Origin of the sequence: Pseudomonas sp. FYR_7 (assembly GCF_043106155.1) — a bacterium.
Lineage (GTDB): Bacteria > Pseudomonadota > Gammaproteobacteria > Pseudomonadales > Pseudomonadaceae > Aquipseudomonas > Aquipseudomonas parafulva_B.
The window spans coordinates 153,928-174,842 of record NZ_JBICMI010000023.1 but is presented as its reverse complement, the minus strand read 5'-3'; the positions used below and the strand labels follow the sequence as shown (position 1 = coordinate 174,842).

Sequence of the window (20,915 nt, the reverse complement as noted above, 5' to 3'; positions counted from 1 at the left end):
AACAAGAACAAGGTGAATAGGCCATGTACAAAATCTTGATCGCCGACGATCACCCGCTGTTTCGCGAAGCGATCCACAACGTCATCAGCGACGGGTTCCAGGGCAGTGAAATCATGGAAACCGCTGACCTTGACAGCGCGCTGACGCTGACCAAGGACCATGACGACCTGGACCTGATTCTGCTCGACCTGAACATGCCGGGCATGCATGGCCTCAATGGGCTCATCACCTTGCGCAACGAAGCGCCCACCACCCCGGTGGTGATCGTCTCGGCCGAGCAGGAAAAGCAGATCGTGCTGCAAGCCATCACTTATGGCGCGGTGGGCTTCATCACCAAGTCCTCGCCGCGCGCGCAGATGATCGAAGCGATCGAGCAGATCCTCAACGGCAATGTGTACCTGCCGCCGGATATCATCCGCGCGCAGAAAAGCAGTAGCCGCCGCTTGAGCGATGCCCCAAGTTTTCCGCCGGAAATGCTCCAGGCCCTGACCCGCAAGCAGTTGCTGGTGCTCGAGCGCATGACCAAGGGCGAATCGAACAAACAGATCGCCTATGCCTTGGACATCGCCGAAACCACGGTCAAGGCCCACGTCTCGGCCATCCTGCGCAAGCTGAACGTGCACAACCGGGTGCAGGCCATCCTCAGTGCCAGCGACATCGACTTCGCTGACTACCTACGACGCTGATCCCTTGGGGACCCGGGTGGCCAGCAAGTGGCTCATGGCAGTCTTGAGCTTCATGGGTCGTACGGGCTTGTGCATCAGCGTATGGCCTCGCTCGCGGATCTGCTGCTTGAGTTCGTTGCTGTAGTTGGCGGTGATCATCAGCGCTGGCAGCGCCTTGGCGCGGCGGGCGTTGATGCGTGCAACGGCATCGACCCCATTGCAATCGTCGTCGAGGTGATAGTCGGCAATCAGCAGGTCGGCATCGGCGTGGTAGTTGTCCACCTGACGGGCCAGGTCCTGCTCCGACAGTGCCGTGATCACGCAACAGCCCCAGCCTTCTAGCAACGTGCGCATGCCGGCACAGATGGCAGCGTCATTGTCCAGCACCCACACCCGGGCCCCGCGCAGGCACTCGAGCATCGACTCGCACACGGCATGCTGGGCCCTGGCAATCGGGGCGGTGGTGCTCAATGGCACTTCCACACTGAATACCGACCCCTTGCCGGGCCGGGAGCGCACGGCAATACGGTGGCCGAGGATGCCCGCAATCTTCTCGACGATGGCAAGCCCCAGGCCCAGGCCGCGGTCCTGATCCGGCCGCTGCACGGCGCCACGCTTGAATTCCTGGAACATTTCCTCCAGGTGCTCCTCGGCGATGCCGATACCGGTGTCCCACACCTCGATGCGCACGCGACCCGGCTGGCGGCGACAGCCCAGCACCACGCGTCCGCTTGGGGTGTAGCGAATGGCGTTGCTGAGCAGGTTGCGCAGAATGCGCGCCAGCAGTTGGATATCGCTGCGCACCACGACCGAGCAGCCTATGAAGTGCAGGGCCAGCCCTTCGCTGCGGGCAACCTGGGCATATTCTGCTGCCAGGTTGTCCATCAGCTCCGCCAGGGCGAAGGGTGCCACGTCGGCCGTGATGACACCGGCATCGAGCTTTGAGATGTCCACCAGCGTTCCCAGCAGGTTCTCGACGTCTTCCAGGGAGTTGCTGACGTTACGCACCAGCTGTGCACTGGCCTGCGGATCACGGCGCTCGAGCAAGGCGCTGGTGAACAAGCGCGCCGCGTTCAGGGGCTGCAGCAGGTCATGGCTGACCGCGGCGAGGAACTTGGTCTTGGACAGGTTGGCCTGGTCAGCCTCATGCTTGGCCTCGCGCAAGCGCGCCTCGGCACGTCGCCGCTCCTCGATTTCCCTCAGCAATTGTTCGTTGAGGCTGGTCAACTCGGCCGTACGTTCCCTGACCCGCAGCTCCAGGTGCTGATAAGCCTGGTGCAACGCCTGGGCGGTGTTGCGCCGTTCGGTGATGTCACGGATCAACACGAAGATACCCACCACCTCGCCAGAGGCCAGCCGGTTTGGCACATAGGAGCGCAGCATGTGGCGCTCCTGTCCGCTGATGTTGGTTTCCGGGAATTCGAACGTAACGCTCTCCCCTGCCAGCGCCTGCGCCACGTAGGCTTCCAGGCGCTGGTAGTGCTGTTCGCTATGGGCCTGGCGCAGGCTCTGGCCCAGCATCAGCCCACTGGGCCAGCAGTACCACTGCTCATAGACCTTGTTGGTGAACTCATACACCAGGTCGGCGTTCAGGTAAGCGATCAGCGCCGGCACATGGTCCGTGATCAAGCGAATCCAGCGCTCGCTTTCGCTCAGGGCCTCGGCATGCAGGTAGCGTTCGGTGATGTCGGTAAAGGTGTTGACGAATCCGCCAGTGGGCAGTGGATGCGTGCGGATCTCCAGCATGCGCCCGTCGAACAGGCGTTGCTCGCACTCGTGCACGACACGCCCGCTGTCGTCGCGGCTTTCGGGGGTGAGCAAGCGCAGCTCGCTGTCGGCGATCACGTCGGCGAAGGGACGGTGGGCGGCAACCGGAGCCAGCCCGCTCAGCTCCAGGAACCGGCGGTTCCACAACTCCAGCACACCGTCCGCGTTGACCATGGCCACGCCCTGGGACAAATTGTCCACCGCCCGCTGCAACAGGTGCGATTTCTGCGCCACAGCCTGTTCCCGGCGCAGGGTTTCGCTGAGTTTGACCTCGGTGATGTCGGTGAACAGGATCACCCGGCCACCCTCGCAGGTGGGCCGCTCATTGACCTGCAGCCAGCGGCCGTTGTGCTGTCGGTACAACAGGTGTTCGTCGGTCGGGCTGCGCGGCTCCTCGCTGAACAACCCGCTGCTGGTCATCAGCCTGCGCACTTCGGCCAGGCGCATCCCGGGAATGATGCGCACGCGGCGATTTTCCCAGAAGGCCTTGAAGCGGCTGTTGCACAGCACCATGCGCAGGTTTCGGTCGAACAGGATGAATGCGTCGGAGATACTTTCGATGGCATCGATCAGGTGCTGGTGCGCGGTTTCGGCGCGCAGACGCGCCTCGCTGAGCAGCTGGTTGCCCGCCTTGAGTTCGGCCATGGCCTGGTTCAACGCGTCAGTGCGCTCGCGCACCTGCTCGGCCAGCACCACCGAATGCTGGAACGCCGCATAGGGGTCGCTGCCTCGCGTCACCCCCGACTCGATGCGCTCGATCAGCGCGGCGTTGATCCGCTGCAGCTTACGGTTTTCGTAGCGAAGTTGCGCCAGTTCGGCCTGCACCTCACTGGCCGGGGCGGGTTCGGTTGCGGGCAATGGCGACCCCGGTGAAGGTCTGGTTGATGTGCATGCCATTGAACTGTTCTCCATAGGTGTTGAAGCCCATCACCCGCTGCTCACGCAGAAAATCACCCACTGCCTCAAGACCTTGCTGGGTCTCAAGCTCCAGGCGGCGCAGAAAGCAGTCGCAACCGATGGTGAGCAACAGCGGCCCCAGGCGCTGCTGCAGGCCATCAAACAAATCCTGCAAGTTCGGCAGCAACGGGCCAGGCGTCATGGGCGTGAGCACGATGCCGTTCTCTACCGCACAGTAAAAGCTCAGGCTCAGGTCGGCATGCACCTGCTGGATGGCCCGCACGTAGTACCGATCGTGCATGCGCACGGCCAGCGGGTGAGCGGCAAACAGCCTGTGGTCCAGGGCGCTGACCGGCACCCCGATATGGCGTGCATATTCTTCGGCGGCAGGCTCGGCATTGAGTTCATAGACCCGCCGCTGGGCGCTGTCAGCGCCGGTGACCACCAGTTTTTCCTGCCGCGGCTCAAGGTGGTGGGTGGTGAACACTTCGAAGTCCAGCCAGGTATTGACCAGCACCACCACGGCAGCACCATGGTGAAACGCCCCGCCGTAGAAGACGTGGGTCTGGGTCAGGTAGTTGTCGTCCCCGGCCGAGCCACCAAAATGCGGGATATCGCCCAACGCTGCGCTCAGGGCCGCCAGCACCGTTTCTTCACGGCTGGACAAGCCATCGAGCAAGGTCAATGCAAAGCTGTGCCCCTTGATTTGGGCCAGGGCATTCCCACGGCAGCTGCCGACCAGTCGTTCGACCATCTGCTGGGCGTCGATCAGGCTGAAACGCTCCATTTCGTCGATCAGTTCGGTGGCGATGGAAAAATGCCGATGATCAAAGCCCATGGCCGTCACACAACTGCGCCCATAGCCCAGCGGCGTAATCTCCCCCGCGCTGGTACAACCTACCAGCGGTATGCCGCCGAAGCCTTGTTCAAGGGCCTGGCCCAGGGCCTGCAGGTCGTACTCGGCGGTGCAGAAGAACAGTACGAAGCCCAAATGCGGATGCAGCAGTTGCCGCGCCAGCTCTTGAGCCGCCACGCGTGCATCGCTGGCCTGGGACATGGCGCTGACCACGCCCTCGTTATGTGCTTGCTGCATCGGGATCTCCGGCAAGGGCTGGCTGAGCGCTGAGTGTACGAAGCGTGGGCTGGGGTTCGAATGCTACTTGGGTCGCGGGTGCACGCTTCGTTGGGCGTAGTCGTGAGCGAGTGGCATACGCCGCGCTTGCTGGAGGCGGGTGGCGGCCCTGGTGATCCGAAATATCGGGTAGCTGCACTGCCCAAGCGCCCAGCCCAGCGCGCTGCATTGACCAAACGCCACTCGTGATCAGGAAATGATCCCGGCGACCTCCAGAGCACCTTCTGCATTTACCGCCAATCACTCTCTGATTGCCAGTCACCGCGTTCGGGTGATCTTGGCGATACCTACCTGCCTCGCTTAACTGCCGCAGGGCTTTTCCCTCTTTTCGGCCCCGCATCTGCGCTTACAGGGTTGAGTGACGAAGGATCAGTCGCCCAGTCAGTGGCAGCTGCAGTCGACTGCCCTACCTTTATTTTTGGATTATCGCTAATCGCCATACGCGAGAGATTGGCTTTGGTACCGATCACCATACCCATCCGCAGCCCAAACAGGCGCAGTACAGATTCCACAGTGCCGAGTTTAGGGTTCGATTTGCCACTTTCGAGCTCATACAAACTTTTCGTGGACATCTTGCACATTGTGGCAAAGGTCTCTTGGTCCAGACCGGTCACTTCGAGCCGCAGGCGACGAATTGATGTTCCGATCGAATCAAGCCCCGCGGCGTTGCGCTGGGCAATTTCCTCCACAAGCTGAGCACGCTGCTCAGGCTTCAGTTTTTTCATCTCAATCCCCACTGCGCGAGTCGTTTGTCCAGGTCATTCACCGGCAACGGGGCTGCATTGCGTACCGACTCAGGGACGCCTGTCAGTAGATCGGGCAACGCCCTGAAGCCATCAGCCGCATCCATCAACCGTTGCAGCAGTACATCGGGATCGGTGTAACCGGCTAGTTCAGCACAATTGTCCCTCCAGTTTGAGGAGCCCTTGCGCTCGGCCGCCCACTTCGTCGTTCGCGTGACGCCCTCTTCATCAAGGATCATTGGTGCGAGATCATAGATCGGGGCCAAACGAAACTTTCCCCCTTCACGGATGATGGAAATGTTTCGGCCATGGTTGTCGGTATTGCCCAGAATGCGATTGAGCAGATCGCGCCGTGCGTACTCGAACACCAAGTCCTCCACCTCATCCCGCTGGCCGTTGTGAGTCCACAGTTCCACCAATCGGCGAACGACTTCAGTATGGGCCATCACCTGTCCGTAACCGGTAATGCCGCAGATTGAGTACACCGACTCAAGCGGCACCCGCTCCACTACGCCGTGCACGACTCGGCGATCAAAGCGCGGCATCCACAGGCTGGGCTTGACTGCCTCCTCGAGCATCAAGCCCTCAGTGGGAACCGTATCAAGTCCGAGCGCCGCCACCGCGTTGTAATAGTGAAACTCTGTGCGCAGGATATCGTTATCGCGCTCGCTCCCTCTATTGCGCGCGAACTTGATCAGCCAGTGGTGGCGCGCCTGATCATCGGCAAGCATTGCATCAGCGTACAGCGCACCGTCGTGGGCTTGGGTCATAAGCAGCTTGGGGGCTTGCCCGTTGGCACCGGTAGCGCCACCCAACGCCGCACCGGTTTCAAAGGCGTACTCTAAAAACTCATTCGTCCTATTCACGACTTCAAGCCGCGCGAAAGCCTCTTGTCGACCCGGCTTCAGATCCTCTATCGACTCCTTGATGCGCAGATGGCCAACAGGGGCCGGCGTGAAGCGCTTCAAGAGGTATAACCCCATTTCCATCCCTTCGGGTTTGGAGCGCGCGTAGCGCGATTCAAGAGCATTCTTGGCAGCGCCAGAGGGAATGATGTCGTACAGAAATGCCGGATAGCCTTTACCGTGGTGGTGCTCCCAGTTCAATGGGAGATTAACGCTCAGCGCCCGCTCACAACGATCTTCCATGCGATCGAAGTTTGCGATGATGTAGTCGTCGTCATACGCAACCAGGCTCGCACCCTCAGCAACATGGGCGGGGTTCTCAACCGTGAGCGTAGCCGCATCGGTCCAGGTACCCTCATAAAAAGCTTGGATAACGAGCCTAAGCGGCATGGCTACCTCCTAATCAGCACTGTAATGCTGGTTAGGATAATATGCAGGACATAAATCAGCAATAAAATGCCGATTAATTGGGTAAGTCACGCCTAAATCGGTACTGGACTGCTGGTTGTAGCGGCTTGCCGGATGAACGCAGTAGCGGTCCTAACGCTTGGAAAGCGTTCGGCATGCGAAGAAGCATCAACGTTGTCATTCACGCCAGCGTCATTCGAGCCGTGGCGCTGCCCTGCCATCAGGAGCCTGACCCTGAAGGTTTCGAATACCGCCCGAACGCCAGGCCTGCGCCAGATCGCTACCAGGTCAGCACCGCACCCACGGCGAAGGTATCGGTGTCTTCGTTCTGCGCGCGGGTGTCATGGCCCTCAATGGAAAACTGGTTGTACTCGGCCACCAGCTTGAGGTTGTCGTTGATGTCATGAAACAGCGCCACCCCGCGGGTTTGATAATCGGCACCGCTGCCTACCGCGCCGTTGCCGTCGTCCTTGGTTTTGCCGTAGGAAAGCGCAACCCGGTTCTTGCCCACCTTGTAAGAGGCTTGCAGCAGGTAGCCATCGCTGTCCACGTTGCGCAACACCGGCTCGCCAGCATTGTTGGTGAAGAACGGGTTGATGCCCTTGGCCTGGAAACCGGACCCGGTCAGGGACAGCCCGCCCAGCTTGGCCTGCACGCCGTAGCCAAGGCCCTTGGAAGTGACTGATCGCACCGAATCATCGGTGTTGTCGGAAGTCTGGTAGCTGCCGTTTAGCCAGCTGTAGATCTGTGCGCCTGCCAGGTCGAACTGGTACGTGATCTCGGACTCGGTGCGGGGGTTCTTTTGGTAGGCCTTGCCTGTGGGGCTGCTGTCGTTGGTGTCGACCGGGTCCATGATCCCTACGGCGATCCGCAGGCCCTCCATGACCGGGGTACGGTAGGTGATCTGCGAGGTCGGGAACGGGTATGGGTAGCCGCTGCCGATGTTGCCGAACGACACCCCACCGCCATCGACAAGACCCAACGTGTCACTGACCTGGCCGTAACCGGCGAGCAACTCGTCCAGCAGGATGTTCGAACGGGCGAACAGCCCGAAGTCCTTGCCGATGAGCACCTCGCCCCATTCGGGGTTGGCTACGGTGCCGTAGAACTGCCGGACATCGATGGCCGTGTCGGTACCGTTGCTTTCGCTGTCGTTGATGGTGACCCAGAACGAGGCACGGGCACCGAGCTTCAGGTCGTTGACCTGCTTGCCCATGTTGAAACCCAGGTAATTGGGCAGGAAACCCATTTTCACGCGGGACTGGCGGCGGTCGAATCGTTCACCTTCACGGTCGACCTTGCTGTTGACGTAGAACGCGTTGATATAGCCGTCGGTGGAAAAGGTGGTCTGATTCTGGTCGTACAGCATGATCTCGGCCTGCGCCAAGGGGCTCAGGCTGACAGCCGCGAGGCTGGCGATGGCAACTGCCAGGTACTGAGGCGGCAGATACTTGTTTTTGTTGTTGTGCATGGCGCGCTCCAAACGGGGACAGAGTGTCGGAGGCGATTATCGAAAGGTGGGTAGCGCTCAGAAACGCTGCTTTGGCGCAGTCTTGAGCCTGCTTGCGAAGGGCGTGCAAGGCCCGGTGGTTTGGGACCACTACGGGCTGTGCCGGGTCGTGCGACCTAGGGCTTACGCATCAATGATGGACACCGAAGACCGGCAGGCAGGTAGCCAAGCGTATGAATGGGAACGCCTACCAGCTGTGGCCTGCCTGGCCTCTGGCGGGTCAGGAAGCGAGCATCGATCCGCGCTGCGCACGTGCTGTGCTAAAGCGATGAGGTTGCTGCCAAGCCAGCATGGCCTGAACATCGGTAGCCGCTTGCTTGACCTTCTGCGTCCATTGGTCGTCCTGGGGGCACACCACTACCACGCGAAAACCATGTTCGAGCCCCTCGAGCCGTACACCGTCGGAGTCGTCCACATGCAGGTCGATGTCGAACGCCGAAGGCAGCTTGGACGGGGAATTGACCAGCCCCCGCTGGCCCAGCATATGCTGGTGGCGGTCGCTGTTGACCACGCCATCGACACGGATACCGTACAGCAGCAACCAGCGGCGGATATAGGCCGGCGTGCGTCCGGAGGATGTGTAGATCCACACGCTGCAACCCTGGCGGCGCAGGTCGCTGATCAGTTCGCGGGTACCGCTGCGCAGGGGCTCGCCCAGCCAGCGGTGGATGAAGCTCGGCAGCCGATTCGGCTCGGCTTCGGCGTGTTCGGGCAGGCAGGCCAAGGTATCGTCGATATCGAACGAGATGCGCACTTGGGCTTGACGTGTAGCGCTGTCGAGCACCGCTCGGCAGCGCTGCCAGGCTGATCCGCGACTCATCGAAGGCTCCTCTCGCGCAGGGGGGTTGGCAGGAAAAACGTGTCGGGCGCCGGTGCATGGGCTTCCAGGAACGCGGCGTACTTTTTCTTGATCTTGGGCAGCTCGTACAGCGCCTTGACGCCATGCTTGGCCGAGTTGCGGATGACTGACGAAGGATTGAAGTAGCCTTCGGCGTTCTCGAGCGACAACACGAATGGCGGCAAGCCTGCGCGCATCAGCAGATAGCTGACGATCAGCGAGCCGGTACGGTTATTACCTTCGATGAACAGCTGCGGCTTGCTGAGGATGCGCACGTATACACCGGCAGCCCGCTTCCATACCGAATCGCTGCCATAACCGCAGTACCAGTTGTACAAGTCCTTGATGCCGCCTTCGACGTTGTTGAAAAAATGGGCTTCGGTAGCGGCCAGGTGCGCGGCGAACTCCTCGCGACGGGCGGCGTCGCTGCCACAGAGCACGGTGGCATTGATTTCCAGCATCAGGTTCACCTGCTGCAGGTGAAACAGGTCGATGCCGCGCGCCACATAGTGATCGACCAGCGCGTAGCCCTCCAGCACGTTGCACAGCACCTCGTCCGTGAACGGGTCGCGAGGCTCGGTGAAGTGGCGGCTGAGCTCGGCAAAATGCGCCTGCACTTGGCGCAGGGCGTGCTCGACGGCATTGAGATCCAGGCGGGGTGTCGCTGGCATCGGATGTCCCTGAGTACGGTATTCGAGTAAAGGCAGCCGCGGGCCTGGGCCGTCCTGGCACTGGCGCGCGGGCGTTCTCAAGCGAGGGTCAGCTGAACTTGCCACTGATGTAGTCGGCGGTCAGCTGTTCACGAGGGTCTTGGAAGATCTGGGTAGTGGGACCCATCTCTACCAGATAGCCCGTGCGGGTGCCTTGGGAAATGTCGACCGAAAAGAACGCCGTGGTGTCGGCCACGCGAATGGCCTGCTGCATGTTGTGGGTCACCAGCGCAATGGTGTAATCCTTTTTCAACTCCACCATCAGCTCCTCCACCCGCCGGGTCGCGATCGGGTCCAGGGCCGAACAGGGTTCATCGAGCAACAACACTTCGGGCTCGGTGGCGATGGCCCGGGCAATGCACAAGCGCTGCTGCTGGCCACCGGACAGGGACAGGCCACTGACCTTGAGCTTGTCCTTCACTTCATCCCATAACGCGGCGCCTTGCAGGGCATGCTTGACCCGGTCGCCGATGTCGCCTTTGTAGCGGTTCAGGCGCAGACCGAAGGCCACGTTGTCGAAAATGCTCATCGAGAACGGGTTGGGCTGCTGGAACACCATGCCGATGTAGCGACGCACCACGACTGGATCGACCCCTTTGCCGTAGACGTCCTGCCCCAGAAAGTGCACATGGCCTTCGAAGCGAAAGCCCTTGACCAGGTCGTTCATGCGGTTGAGGCTGCGCAGCACGGTGCTTTTGCCACAACCGGACGGGCCGATGAAGCCAGTGATCTCGTTCTTGCGGATCGGCACGTGGCTGTCGCGCACGGCCATGAAGTTGCCGTAGAAGATCTTGTCCAGCTTGCAATCCATGACGATGGGGGTTTCGCTGGCCAGGGGAGCGGCTCTTTGGGCGGTGGATACGTTCACGTCGAATGCTCCCTATCAGTACTTGGGCTTGCCGAATACTCGGCTCAGAATGTTGATAACCAGCACGATCATTACCAGAACCAGCGATGCCGCCCAGGCGAGCTCCAACTGGTTGTCGAACGGCATGCCGGAGAAGTTGTAGATCAGCACCGCCAGCGAAGCGGTCGGGTTCATCACCGCCAGGCTGCCATCGTGGTAGATCCAGTAGTTGCTGAACAACGCGGTGAACAGCAGCGGCGCGGTTTCGCCGGCCGCCCGGGCCACGGCCAGCATGACGCCGGTCAGGATGGCTGGCAGGCCGGTGGGCAACACGATCTTCCAGATCACCTGGGCCCGGGTACAACCCATGCCGTAGGCGGCGTCCTTCATGATCTTGGGCACCATCTTCATGGCTTCCTCGGCGGTCAGGACCACGATTGGCAGCATCAGGACGGCCAACGCCACGCCGCCTGCCGGCGCCGAGTAGGTTCCGGTGGTCATCACCACCAGGGCATAGGCGAACACGCCGGCCAGGATGGACGGCAAGCCGGTCAGCATCCTGGCGGCGAAACGTGCGGCGTTGGCCAGCTTGCTGTCAGGCCCAAGCTCGGCCAGGAACACGGCGGCCAGGATGCCCACCGGCACAGCGATGGCCGCTGCAATGCCGACCATGACCAGGGTACCGGCCATGGCGTTGCCGAAGCCGCCCCCCATTTCGAAACCAGTTGGCGGCAGCTCGGTAAACACTTCCAGGTTCAGCCGTGCGCCACCACGGGTGATGAGCATGTACAACACCGAAATCAGGGGCACGCTGGCCACCAGCGCGGCGAGCCAGGCCAATGTGGTCAGCAGTACGCTGCGCAGCGCCCGTCCTTCGAGCTTGCGCTGCAGGCTTGGCAGCGCGGCCACTGGGGTGGAGAGATCGGTCATCAGCGGTTACCTCGTTGCGCGTAGAGCATGATCATCGAGCCCAATACGTTCACCAGCAGGGTGATGAACATCAGCACCAGGGCGGCGTACATCAGCACTTGCACCTCATTCGGCCCGGCTTCGGGGAAGTTCAATGCCAGCAGCGCTGCCAGGGTATTGGCCGGCGCGAACAGTGACAGGGAGATGGTGTTGGCGTTGCCCACCAGCATCGCCAGGGCCATGGTCTCCCCTAGGGCGCGGCCCAGGCCCAGCACCAGCGAGCCAAAGATGCCGGTCGCGGCCGAGGGCACCATGACCTTGAGAATCGCCTCCCAGTGCGTCGTGCCCATGCCGTAGGCGGCTTGCTTGGTTTTCATCGGCACACTGGTCAACGCGTCCTGGGAGACGGCGGCGATGGTCGGCAGAATCATGATCGCCAGCACCAAGGCTGCCGGCAGCAACCCCGGGCCGCTCAGGGACGTGCCAAAGAACGGGATCCAGCCCAGCTCGCTGTTGAGCCATGTGGTCAGTGGCCGTATGGCTGGAATCACCACATAGATGCCCCACAGCCCGTACACCACGCTCGGGATAGCGGCCAGCAGCTCGACAATGGTGCGAAAGACGGCCGCGAGCCTGGCCGGCAGGAAATCCTGGGTCAGAAAGATGGCCATGCTGACGCCGAAGAAACCGGCGATCAGCAAGGCGATGAATGCGCTGTACAGCGTCCCCCAGATGGCCGGAAGAATGCCGTACTTGCCTTGGTTGACGTCCCAGACGCTGCCCAACAACACATCGAAGCCATGCTTCTCGATGCCCGGCAAGGCCTTGCGCCCCACTTCGTAAACCAGTGCGAAGACCAGTGCCAGTACCAGCACAACCCCAATGCGGGCCAGCGCACGGAAGGTGCGGTCCACCAGCACGTCCTTGGCAGACGGCGGCCGGCAGGCGGAGTCGGGGTTATCCGGTAGGTCGAAAGGTGTGTTCATTGGCAGGTTCCGGGACAGGGTGCTGACACCCCCGGCGTGTCAGGCGCACGCCGGGGACGCCGGTATCACTTGATGTTGGCGGAGGCTTTGCGCACTTGCTCGACCACCGAGGGGGGCAGCGGGATGTAGCCCATCGAGTCGGCGATTTTCTGCCCTTCGGTGAGGCTGTACTCGACCATCTCGCGCATGGCCTTGGCCTTGGCGGGGTTGCCATTGTCCTTGCGGAAGATCATCCAGGTGTAGGAGGTGATGGGGTAGGACTTGGCGCCGTCCGGATCAGGCAGCCAGGCCACCAGGTTTTCCGGCATGTTCACGGCGGCCAGGGCCTCGGCGCCGCTTTCGGCATTGGGCACCACGTACTGCCCAGCCTTGTTCTGCAATTGGGCGAAGTCCACCTTGGCCAGCTTGGCAAAACCGTACTCGATGTAGCCGATGGCGCCTGGGGTCTGGCGTACGGTGGCGGTCACGCCATCGTTTTTCGGTGACTTGATGAACTTGTCAGTAGCCGGCCAGTTGACGGTATTGCCCTCACCCAGTTCTTGCTTGAAGTCGGCATTGATGGCCGACAGGTGCTTGGTGAACACCGCTGTCGTGCCGCTGGAGTCGGCACGCACCACGACGGTGATGGGGGTGTCGGGCAGCTTGAGCTCGGGGTTGGCGGCTGCGATCTGGGGGTCGTTCCAGCGCGTGATCTTGCCAAGGAAGATGTTGGAGTACACCTCGCGCGGCAGCTTGAGCCCTTTGGGGTTGCCTGGCAGGTTGTAGGCCAGCACGATCTCGCCGGCGGTCATGGGCAGCAGTTGCACGCCCTCGCTCACCTTGGCCATGTCGGCCTCGCTCATGGCCGAGTCGCTGGCAGCAAAGTCAACGGTCCTGTTCAGGAAATCCTGCACCCCGGCGCCGCTGCCCTTGGACTGGTAGTCGACGGTCACACCCTCGGATTTCTTGCTGAAGTCCTTGAACCAGGTCAGGTAGATAGGTGCGGGGAAGCTGGCCCCGGAACCGGTCAGGCGAATGTTTTCTGCGGCGATCGAAGCCGATGTGGCGCAAAGGGAGACCGCGACGGCGAGTGCAGCAGACTTCATCAGGCGTATCATTGAAAGCGCTCCGTGTGATGGCCGGCACACTTTGCATCAGCTGTGTTACAGCTTTGTGACCGCCGCATGGCAGCGAGCCCTTACCCACGCCAGGCCATGTCCTACGCCCTGTTGAACCGTAGCATCGGCAAGCCTGACGCTCACCTCCATGGAACGCTGACCGTTTGCCGCACTCACACCCTTTATCAGGGCAGCAGCCCGCACATCCCGAGCTGGAGGACAGACCTGCATGAAGAAGATCCTGATGGTGTTGACGTCCCACGATCAACTGGGTGACACCGGCAAGAAAACCGGCTTCTGGCTGGAAGAGTTCGCGGCACCTTATTACGCATTCGTGGATGCCGGAGCCGACGTCACGCTCGCCTCGCCAAAAGGCGGACAGCCGCCGCTGGACCCGAAAAGTGACGAAGACGATGCCCAGACCGAGGCCACCCGACGCTTCGCCAAAGACACCGAGGGCCAGGCTGCCCTGGCCGATACCGTACCCCTTGGCGAAATCGACCCCTATGATTTCGACGCCGTGTTCTATCCAGGCGGCCACGGCCCCCTGTGGGATCTGGCCGAGAACCAGGACTCGATCGTGCTGTTGCAAGCCTTTTATGCCTCCAACAAGCCCATCGCAGCGGTATGCCACGCCCCAGGTGTTCTGAAGAACGTCAAAGCGCCTGACGGTCACCCTGTCGTAAAGGGCAAAAAGGTCACGGGCTTTACTAACAGTGAAGAGCAAGCTGTGGGCCTGACCGACGTCGTTCCGTTTCTGGTGGAAGATATGCTACGTGACCATGGGGCGAACTACGCCAAGGCCGAGGACTGGGCAAGCCATGTGGTCGAGGATGGGCATTTGATCACAGGGCAGAACCCGGCATCGTCAGAGGCAACTGCCAAGGCATTGCTGAAACGGGTAGCCCAGGAACCCGGCGCCTGACCCCTATTTCTGCGCTGGTGAAAAGGCAACTGCTCAGAAACGGAATTTTTTGCTACAGCCCGAGGTCATAACGGTAGCGCACAGCTATCGCTTGCACCTCTGGCTGCAAGCCTACATCGGATGTTCCCTTTATTCAGCGTGCGCAGAGCCAGAGTATTGCCATGAAAACGTGCGAATTCCCCAGCTGTCCAACCGTTCTGCTGGTTGAGGACGAACCTATCATCCGTGAGCTGATCGCCATCGCCCTTGAGGATCTGGGCGTAGCGGTAACCAGCGTGGAAACAGCACAAGAAGGTCTGGAAATTACCTCGCGCTCTGCATTTTCGATGCTCCTGACCGATGTCCGCACCCCTGGCGCGGTCAACGGCCTGGAGTTGGCCTATCAGGTCGGCCAGTCGCAGCCTGACACTCGCATCGTGGTCATGAGTGGTTATCACGACCCTTCAAGCCACGCCCTACCCTCTGGCGCCGTGTTCCTGCCCAAACCCTGGACCCTGGATCATTTCATTGGCGTGATCAGTGATCAGCTTGCGCGTTCAACGTCGCTGCGGGCGCAGCCAGCGGCATGATTAAGTTCCAAGGCTTTTGCAGCAGTCAAATGCTGCAAAGTAAACCCGGCAACTGCAGCCACTGGTGTACACGGCGGATGAGTCGTGACACGCGATTCTTCCAGCCTGCGCCATGTTTAACTGGCAAGCGTTTGGAATCAAGCCCACCTGGAAAGGTCTTCTAGCTCTTCACTGATACGCTGTTTGTCGACAAGCCTCACCCATCGTTAGGCTGAAATTACCCCCGCCCCACGCGCCTAGTGCGTTGATGCGTTGCGTATATGAGAAGAGCCGGCTTCAAGCCCTGAACACCATACAGCAGGCTCACCCCGTCCTACACAACCCTGCAACTAGAACACAAAACTCCAAACGGCATGGAATCACTTTGCTGTCCATTGCTCTGCACATCAACGCGGGCGCTAGGCGAACGCTTTTCAGCGACACGTTTGAAACACCCCACTAGGGCACGCCGTAATGGGTCAACCGCTCCCACTGATAATGTACATGGCCAGCAAACGTCGGATGCTTTTCGATAAATTCAAGCGTATAGGGTAGCGACATTCCGAGGCGCATGGCGTATTGATTGTACCCGATGAAGAGGGTGCCCCGAGGCCATCCGTCAACGCGTTTACCGCATATCTGTGGATAATCACTGTTCTGCTCGTAAAGGTCCAGGCTATAGCGGGATAATGTTTCCATCCCTTGTGTCAACCGTGTAGCGTATTCTTGGTAGAGATCAACCCCTTGAATGCGTGCCGTCTCCGCAACATTGATCAGTGCTGCGACACCATAGCCTGAGTGAGGCAAGTCTCTACAAAATTCCATCGGCATGCCGCTAATGAGTCGGGTGGGGTTACCCCATTTCTGCATGACTTCGTTATAAGAGCGTCCAAACCACACTGCGTCCAAGGGTCGCGCTCCGTCCCACGGCAGATAGATATAACTGCCCAGCAATGATTTCCACTTGCTGAGTGCTTCATGGAAGCCCTGCTCATCCTTAGTGAAGATTGCTATATTAACCAAGGCTTCTACAGCACTGGCCTGCCAGTTACTGTTGTTTTTGAAGTCATTACCGGTACTAGGCAGAAACATCTGGCTGGCATACGGTCGGTATTGCTCCCTAAACATTCTCGTCACAGCATCCTTTTCAACCTGCGGCCAGCCCCCATAGCTATACTTGACGATCTCCGCTGCACGGGTAAACAATTGAGCGGCCCATGAGGCTTGCAGGCGCCTGTTATTGCCCGTATGCTGCTCTAACGTTTCAGTCCAGGCTTTGAAGATTTCCCGTACATTTTCGGCATATGCAGGGTCCCCTGTATAACGCCACAACAGCGCTTGCAAGTAGGCAGCCTGAGCATCCCGGATTTCGTCCGAGCACCCGTAATCCGGTACAGAATACGCACCGCAGTGAACAATGCTCCAAGGCCTAGCCCGATAATTTCTGTCAGCCAACGGTGACGCCAAAGCAGCGTGCATGGATGTCGCCCAAGGCTCGAGATGCTTGTGGTCACGCACATACCGCAACTGCACCTCGGACGTCAGTATTCCAGGGTGAACAAAGTTAAAATCCGCCTGCGCGCCTGCGCTGAACGCGCAAAGCAAACATGCCCCGACACTACAGTAGATTCGCATTCCGCGCCCAACCCTTGCATTCAGAACTCAGAGCTAGACGTTAGCAAGTTGCCTTGAATTACACGACTGACAAAATTATCAGGTCAAAGCGCTTGAGCGACTGAATGTTCTAGCAGGGCATGTGCGAAAAATACTTGTTTAAGCAGTGGGCGAATGTTGCATGCGAACCGAATCATCCATTTGTTGAATGACCGAAGCCTTTTGATGCTCGCTGCAATGACCTGTCAACCAGTTGTCGAAGATCCCGCCACTGCTGCCAAGCGATCAGTTGGAGACGTCTCATCTCGTCTGCTTGGCTTAGCAATTCCTCGCGGTAGGCACTGGGGCAGGCGTTGCGTAACGCGTGATCATCGAAGGTCGAGAACCAACGGTTGATTGCCTCCAGGTGCATCAGGTCATTGGTAGGCTGCTCAATGAATGCCGTCATGCCAGTTTCCCTGTGCTCGCTTTTTCAATCGAGCCCAGGGAGTAACCGATGGTTCACTTCGATTGGTGTTCAGCCGCGCCAGCCTCACACAATGCCCGTATGACCATCGAGTACCTGCCGCACACGGCGTGCCAGATCATGGGGCTGGCAGGGCTTGGAAATCACATCGAATTCAGAGCCGCCGATGTCGGTGCGTTCAATCGAGTTTTCCGCGTAGCCGGTCGTGAGCAGCACCTTGATCTGCGGCTGCAAACGACGCACCTCGCGCGCCAGCATCACCCCATTCATGCCCCCGGGCATGATCAGGTCGGTGAACAACAAGTCATAGCGCTCACCTGCTTCAATGAGTTTTAGCGCTTCGCGTGCGTTGAGCACCATGTCGGCGTCATAGCCATAGTTTTCCAGCACCATTTTGGCCAGCTCGGCGACATCAGGGCGGTCTTCGACAATGAGAATCCTCTCGGTGCCGGAACTGCGTTCAACCAGCTTCACGGGCTTTTCCTGAATCGGGCTGGCTTCGTCCACCGGGAAATACAAGCGCAGCGTGGTGCCTTCGCCCTCTTCGGTGTAGATCCGGGCAGCACCACCGGACTGACGCGCGAACCCGTACACCATGGACAGCCCTAGCCCTGAACCCTTTCCCTCCTCCTTGGTGGTGAAGAAAGGGTCCATGACACGGTCTCGAATGCTGGCAGGCATGCCGATGCCATTGTCGGTAATGGAGATGCTCACGTAACTGCCTGGCAACAGGCCATCGAAGGACAGATTGATGTCGCTTACATGCACGTTCCGCGTTTCGATGAATACATGGGGTCGTTTGCGGCCGATCAGGGCGTCCCGGGCGTTCATGAAGATGTTCAACAGCGCCACTTCGGCCTGGGTCGGGTCGATACGACAGTTGCGCAAGTGATCTTCCAAGTCGTATTCGACCGTCACCTCGGCACCGAAGGTGCGCTCGATGATAGGGACCACGTCATCGAGCAGATGATTGAGATTAAGCACCCGGCCGTGCAATTTCTGCTTGCGGGCAAAGGCCAGCAACTGTTTGGTGAGGGTGCTGGCACGATCGACCGCCGTTTGCGCGTGCCCGACGCTTCGGCGAATGCGGCTCAGGTCAGGCTGCGCCTTGTCGGTCTCGCTGGCCACCAGGCCCATGTAGCCGCCCATCACTTGCAGCAGGTTATTGAAGTCGTGGGCGATGCCGCCTGTCAGCTGACCCAGGGCTTCCATCTTCTGCGCCTGACGCAGTGCATCCTCGGCATCGCGACGACGGCTGACATCCAGCTGCGAGGCGAAGAAGTAGATCAGGTCGCCACGCTCGTTGAAAATCGGCGAGATGAACAGCGCATTCCAGAAACTGGAGCCGTCCTTGCGGTAATTGAGCACTTCGGTGGCGATGTCCACGCGCTTCTCGATCGCCTCACGGATGGCGTCGACCACTGTCCGCTCGGTTTCCGGGCCCTGCAGGAAACGACAATTTCGCCCAATGATCTCACCGGCTTCATAGCCGGTCATTTCCAGAAACGCGCGATTGGCAAAGATGATAGGATTGTCGTCGCGGCTGGGATCGGTCACGATCATGGGCATGCGCGTCGTTTGCACGGCAGCAAAAAACATGTCGTGCGGCAGGTTGGATATGTCTCCGGTCGCCTGATTGCTGACGCGGGCCTTCTTGTCCGTCACGTGACTCTCCTGGTTGGGCAATGGTGCAACTGGTCACTTCTTGACAACGCCAAGCGGCAAATTGCTCCGCCTACTTGGGCTCGTTACGAAACTATTATTCGCTAGCCAATGTCGACTCGTCATCTTGGGCCTACACTTGCTGTTAAGCGGTAGCGTCAACTGCCGACGATGGCCAAGCATGCCCTACCCACCCTGCCACGGATGCTGCACAGCCTCTTGGAAAGCCATGACCTTATCTAAGCGTAACAACGTGCGCATTGCGGGCGCAGGCCCTGTCACGTTGATCTTCTCCCACGGTTTTGGCTGCGATCAATCGATGTGGAAGTACCTTTTACCGCATTTTCAAGCGCGCTTTCGCACCGTGACCTACGATCTGGTCGGCGCCGGGCAGTCGGACCTGACTGCCTATGATCGCGTTCGCTATGACTCCCTGGCAGGTTATGCGACGGATCTGAACGAGATAGTCACCGAATATGGCCAAGGCACCGTGATTCTGGTCGGCCACTCGGTCAGCGCCATGATCGGCGCACTGGCGGACAGGCAGCAACCGGATCGCATTGCGGCCCATGTGATGGTGGGTCCTTCCCCGTGCTATATCGACGATGGTGATTACATTGGCGGTTTCAAGCATCAGGATATCCACGAACTGCTTGAAACCCTGGACAGCAATTACCTGGGCTGGTCGAGCACCATGGCGCCGGTGATCATGGGGGCGCCCGGCCAGCCCATGCTGAGCGAGGAGCTGACCAACAGCTTCTGCCGCACCGATCCAGACATCGCGCGGCAGTTCGCGCGTGTCACGTTCCTGTCTGACAACCGGCTGGATGTGCAAGGTTTGCCCACACCTGTACTGATTCTCCAATCCATCGACGATCTTATCGCCCCGGTTTCCGTAGGCCAGTACCTCAATGCAGTGCTACCCAACAGCACGCTGTGCCTGATCGACAACATCGGCCACTGCCCGCACATGAGCGCCCCTACAGCCTGTTCCCAAGCCATGGATGCCTTCCTGCAACCCTGGGCACCGGGGCCATGACGGGGGCAGGCGAGACACCGCCTGTCGACGTGTTGTTCGAAGGGGCACCCTGCGGTCTGGTAGTCACCACTGAGACCGGAATGATCGTGAAGGTCAACCAGACCTTCTGCAAATGGTTGGGCTACGCGCCCGAGGACCTGGCGCAGTGCAGGTTTCAGGAGCTGTTGACCATGGGCGGACGCATCTTCCATCAGACCCATTGGGCGCCACTGATGAGAATGCAGGGTTCGGTGGCCGAGGTGAAGCTCGAGGTCCGGCACCGCGCCGGTCACGTCATCACCATGTTGCTCAATGGCGTGCGCCGTCAATATGCCCACGGCGTGTTCCACGAACTGGCGTTGTTCGGCACCATCGAGCGTGATCGCTACGAGCGTGAATTACTTACCGCCCGGCGCCGAGCCGAGCAATTGCTGGCGCAGACCACTGAGGCCGAAGCTGCATTGCACCAGGCCAAGGCTGAACTGGCCGACGCCTACCAGAGCGCCCAACGACGTGCAGCTTTTGCCGAGCAGATGGTCGCCATCGCCAGCCATGACCTGAAAAACCCGCTAACCGCGATCAAGATGGCTACGCAGTTGCTCGAACGCGGCGAGCACAGGGACAAGGAAAGACGCCTGCTGGGCAGTATCAGCCATTCCTCGGAACGCGCCAGGCGCATGATCGCTGACCTGCTCGACTTTGCCTCGGTCAGAATTGGCCAAGGCATTACCATCCGCCGCCAACCGATAGACCTGTGTTCAACGGTCGATCAGAGCGTAAACGAATTGAGAGTCGCCTTCGCCCAGGCGCGCATTCGTCACCTTTGCAAAGGCAAAGGGCAACTTGCACTGGACCCGGATCGCGTGCAGCAGATGATTGGCAATCTGGTGGCCAACAGCGTGGCCTATGGTGACCTCGCTCACCCGGTCACCATTACCACTGACCTTCATGAGCATGGCGCCGTGGTCAGCGTACACAACCATGGCCCTTGCATTCCCGACACCTTGCTTACGTCCCTGTTTGCGCCCATGACCCGGGGCACGGACCATGCCGACTCGGTACGCTCTGTCGGGTTGGGGTTATTTATCGTGAGCGAGATCACCCTGGCCCATGGTGGCGATATCACCGTCGATTCGGACGCCGCACTTGGTACCACCTTCACGATACGCCTGCCGTTACTGGCAGCCTGAACAAGGACGGTCCGGCATACACCGGTCAAGCTTTCGACCTGAACTTTTGCTTACCTTGTGGTTTCACCTGCATAGCAC

The 20,915-nt window shown here is 59.9% G+C and carries 19 protein-coding genes; 5 read left to right on the top strand and 14 right to left on the bottom strand.

Annotation, left to right across the window (positions count from 1 at the left end):
* The first annotated feature begins 23 nt into the window (after positions 1-23).
* Entirely contained in the window at positions 24-686 is a 663-nt protein-coding gene (locus ACF8R3_RS06855) for a response regulator (RefSeq protein ID WP_392515307.1), read from the top strand.
* Here ACF8R3_RS06855 and nahK read toward each other — a convergent pair.
* The 11 genes from nahK to pstS all read right to left on the bottom strand — a co-directional run bounded on the left by nahK (position 675) and on the right by pstS (position 13,414).
* On the bottom strand, positions 675-3,329 hold the full coding sequence (nahK, locus tag ACF8R3_RS06850; RefSeq protein WP_392515305.1) for a hybrid sensor histidine kinase/response regulator NahK/ErcS': 2,655 nt from the start codon (positions 3,327-3,329) through the stop codon (positions 675-677). The two genes, ACF8R3_RS06855 and nahK, sit on opposite strands and share 12 nt — an antisense overlap.
* Positions 3,259-4,422: a nitric oxide-sensing protein NosP gene (gene nosP / locus ACF8R3_RS06845; RefSeq protein ID WP_392515303.1), complete on the bottom strand. Its 1,164-nt coding sequence runs from the start codon at positions 4,420-4,422 to the stop codon at positions 3,259-3,261. The genes nahK and nosP overlap by 71 nt, the downstream gene beginning before the upstream one ends.
* A gap of 326 nt (positions 4,423-4,748) precedes the next feature.
* On the bottom strand, positions 4,749-5,186 hold the full coding sequence (locus ACF8R3_RS06840; RefSeq protein ID WP_392515301.1) for a helix-turn-helix domain-containing protein: 438 nt from the start codon (positions 5,184-5,186) through the stop codon (positions 4,749-4,751).
* Positions 5,183-6,499 (bottom strand): type II toxin-antitoxin system HipA family toxin, encoded by a 1,317-nt coding sequence (locus ACF8R3_RS06835; RefSeq protein WP_100851327.1) that lies wholly within the window; start codon positions 6,497-6,499, stop codon positions 5,183-5,185. The genes ACF8R3_RS06840 and ACF8R3_RS06835 overlap by 4 nt, the downstream gene beginning before the upstream one ends.
* Before the next feature lie 298 nt (positions 6,500-6,797).
* Positions 6,798-7,988: a porin gene (locus tag ACF8R3_RS06830; RefSeq protein WP_326383922.1), complete on the bottom strand. Its 1,191-nt coding sequence runs from the start codon at positions 7,986-7,988 to the stop codon at positions 6,798-6,800.
* A gap of 259 nt (positions 7,989-8,247) precedes the next feature.
* A complete protein-coding gene (locus ACF8R3_RS06825) occupies positions 8,248-8,847 on the bottom strand; it encodes a hypothetical protein (RefSeq protein WP_058637259.1) in 600 nt (199 codons plus the stop codon).
* Complete coding sequence (locus tag ACF8R3_RS06820; protein ID WP_058637260.1) at positions 8,844-9,536, bottom strand: hypothetical protein; 693 nt, start codon at positions 9,534-9,536, stop codon at positions 8,844-8,846. Before ACF8R3_RS06820 ends, ACF8R3_RS06825 begins: the two co-directional genes overlap by 4 nt.
* Before the next feature lie 88 nt (positions 9,537-9,624).
* Positions 9,625-10,386, bottom strand: coding sequence for a phosphate ABC transporter ATP-binding protein PstB (gene pstB, locus ACF8R3_RS06815; protein ID WP_042139286.1), 762 nt, complete (start codon positions 10,384-10,386; stop codon positions 9,625-9,627).
* Positions 10,387-10,458: 72 nt separating this feature from the next.
* Complete coding sequence (gene pstA / locus ACF8R3_RS06810; protein WP_058605232.1) at positions 10,459-11,352, bottom strand: phosphate ABC transporter permease PstA; 894 nt, start codon at positions 11,350-11,352, stop codon at positions 10,459-10,461.
* Complete coding sequence (gene pstC, locus ACF8R3_RS06805) at positions 11,352-12,317, bottom strand: phosphate ABC transporter permease subunit PstC (RefSeq protein ID WP_100851324.1); 966 nt, start codon at positions 12,315-12,317, stop codon at positions 11,352-11,354. The genes pstA and pstC overlap by 1 nt, the downstream gene beginning before the upstream one ends.
* A gap of 65 nt (positions 12,318-12,382) precedes the next feature.
* Positions 12,383-13,414 (bottom strand): phosphate ABC transporter substrate-binding protein PstS, encoded by a 1,032-nt coding sequence (gene pstS / locus ACF8R3_RS06800; RefSeq protein WP_058637261.1) that lies wholly within the window; start codon positions 13,412-13,414, stop codon positions 12,383-12,385.
* Between the two features lie 229 nt (positions 13,415-13,643).
* Between pstS and ACF8R3_RS06795 the strand changes: the two genes are divergently transcribed.
* Together ACF8R3_RS06795 and ACF8R3_RS06790 are read left to right on the top strand one after the other, a co-directional pair.
* Positions 13,644-14,339: a type 1 glutamine amidotransferase domain-containing protein gene (locus tag ACF8R3_RS06795; RefSeq protein ID WP_058637263.1), complete on the top strand. Its 696-nt coding sequence runs from the start codon at positions 13,644-13,646 to the stop codon at positions 14,337-14,339.
* A gap of 161 nt (positions 14,340-14,500) precedes the next feature.
* On the top strand, positions 14,501-14,908 hold the full coding sequence (locus ACF8R3_RS06790) for a response regulator (RefSeq protein ID WP_058637264.1): 408 nt from the start codon (positions 14,501-14,503) through the stop codon (positions 14,906-14,908).
* Positions 14,909-15,346: 438 nt separating this feature from the next.
* Here the strand turns inward: ACF8R3_RS06790 and ACF8R3_RS06785 are convergent, their stop codons facing one another.
* The 3 genes from ACF8R3_RS06785 to ACF8R3_RS06775 all read right to left on the bottom strand — a co-directional run bounded on the left by ACF8R3_RS06785 (position 15,347) and on the right by ACF8R3_RS06775 (position 18,632).
* Positions 15,347-16,366: an alginate lyase family protein gene (locus tag ACF8R3_RS06785; protein ID WP_256675164.1), complete on the bottom strand. Its 1,020-nt coding sequence runs from the start codon at positions 16,364-16,366 to the stop codon at positions 15,347-15,349.
* A gap of 328 nt (positions 16,367-16,694) precedes the next feature.
* Positions 16,695-16,949 carry a hypothetical protein gene (locus ACF8R3_RS06780; RefSeq protein WP_058637266.1) on the bottom strand — a complete coding sequence of 85 codons (255 nt, stop codon included), beginning with the start codon at positions 16,947-16,949 and terminating at the stop codon, positions 16,695-16,697.
* An 84-nt stretch (positions 16,950-17,033) separates the two neighbouring features.
* Positions 17,034-18,632, bottom strand: a complete 1,599-nt coding sequence (locus ACF8R3_RS06775; RefSeq protein WP_197844652.1) for a histidine kinase famiy protein — start codon at positions 18,630-18,632, stop codon at positions 17,034-17,036.
* A 226-nt stretch (positions 18,633-18,858) separates the two neighbouring features.
* On the opposite strand from ACF8R3_RS06775, the gene ACF8R3_RS06770 reads away from it, so the two are divergent.
* Together ACF8R3_RS06770 and ACF8R3_RS06765 are read left to right on the top strand one after the other, a co-directional pair.
* On the top strand, positions 18,859-19,668 hold the full coding sequence (locus ACF8R3_RS06770) for an alpha/beta fold hydrolase (protein ID WP_392515299.1): 810 nt from the start codon (positions 18,859-18,861) through the stop codon (positions 19,666-19,668).
* Positions 19,665-20,837 carry an ATP-binding protein gene (locus tag ACF8R3_RS06765; protein ID WP_392515297.1) on the top strand — a complete coding sequence of 391 codons (1,173 nt, stop codon included), beginning with the start codon at positions 19,665-19,667 and terminating at the stop codon, positions 20,835-20,837. The genes ACF8R3_RS06770 and ACF8R3_RS06765 overlap by 4 nt, the downstream gene beginning before the upstream one ends.
* The last annotated feature ends 78 nt before the right edge of the window (positions 20,838-20,915 follow it).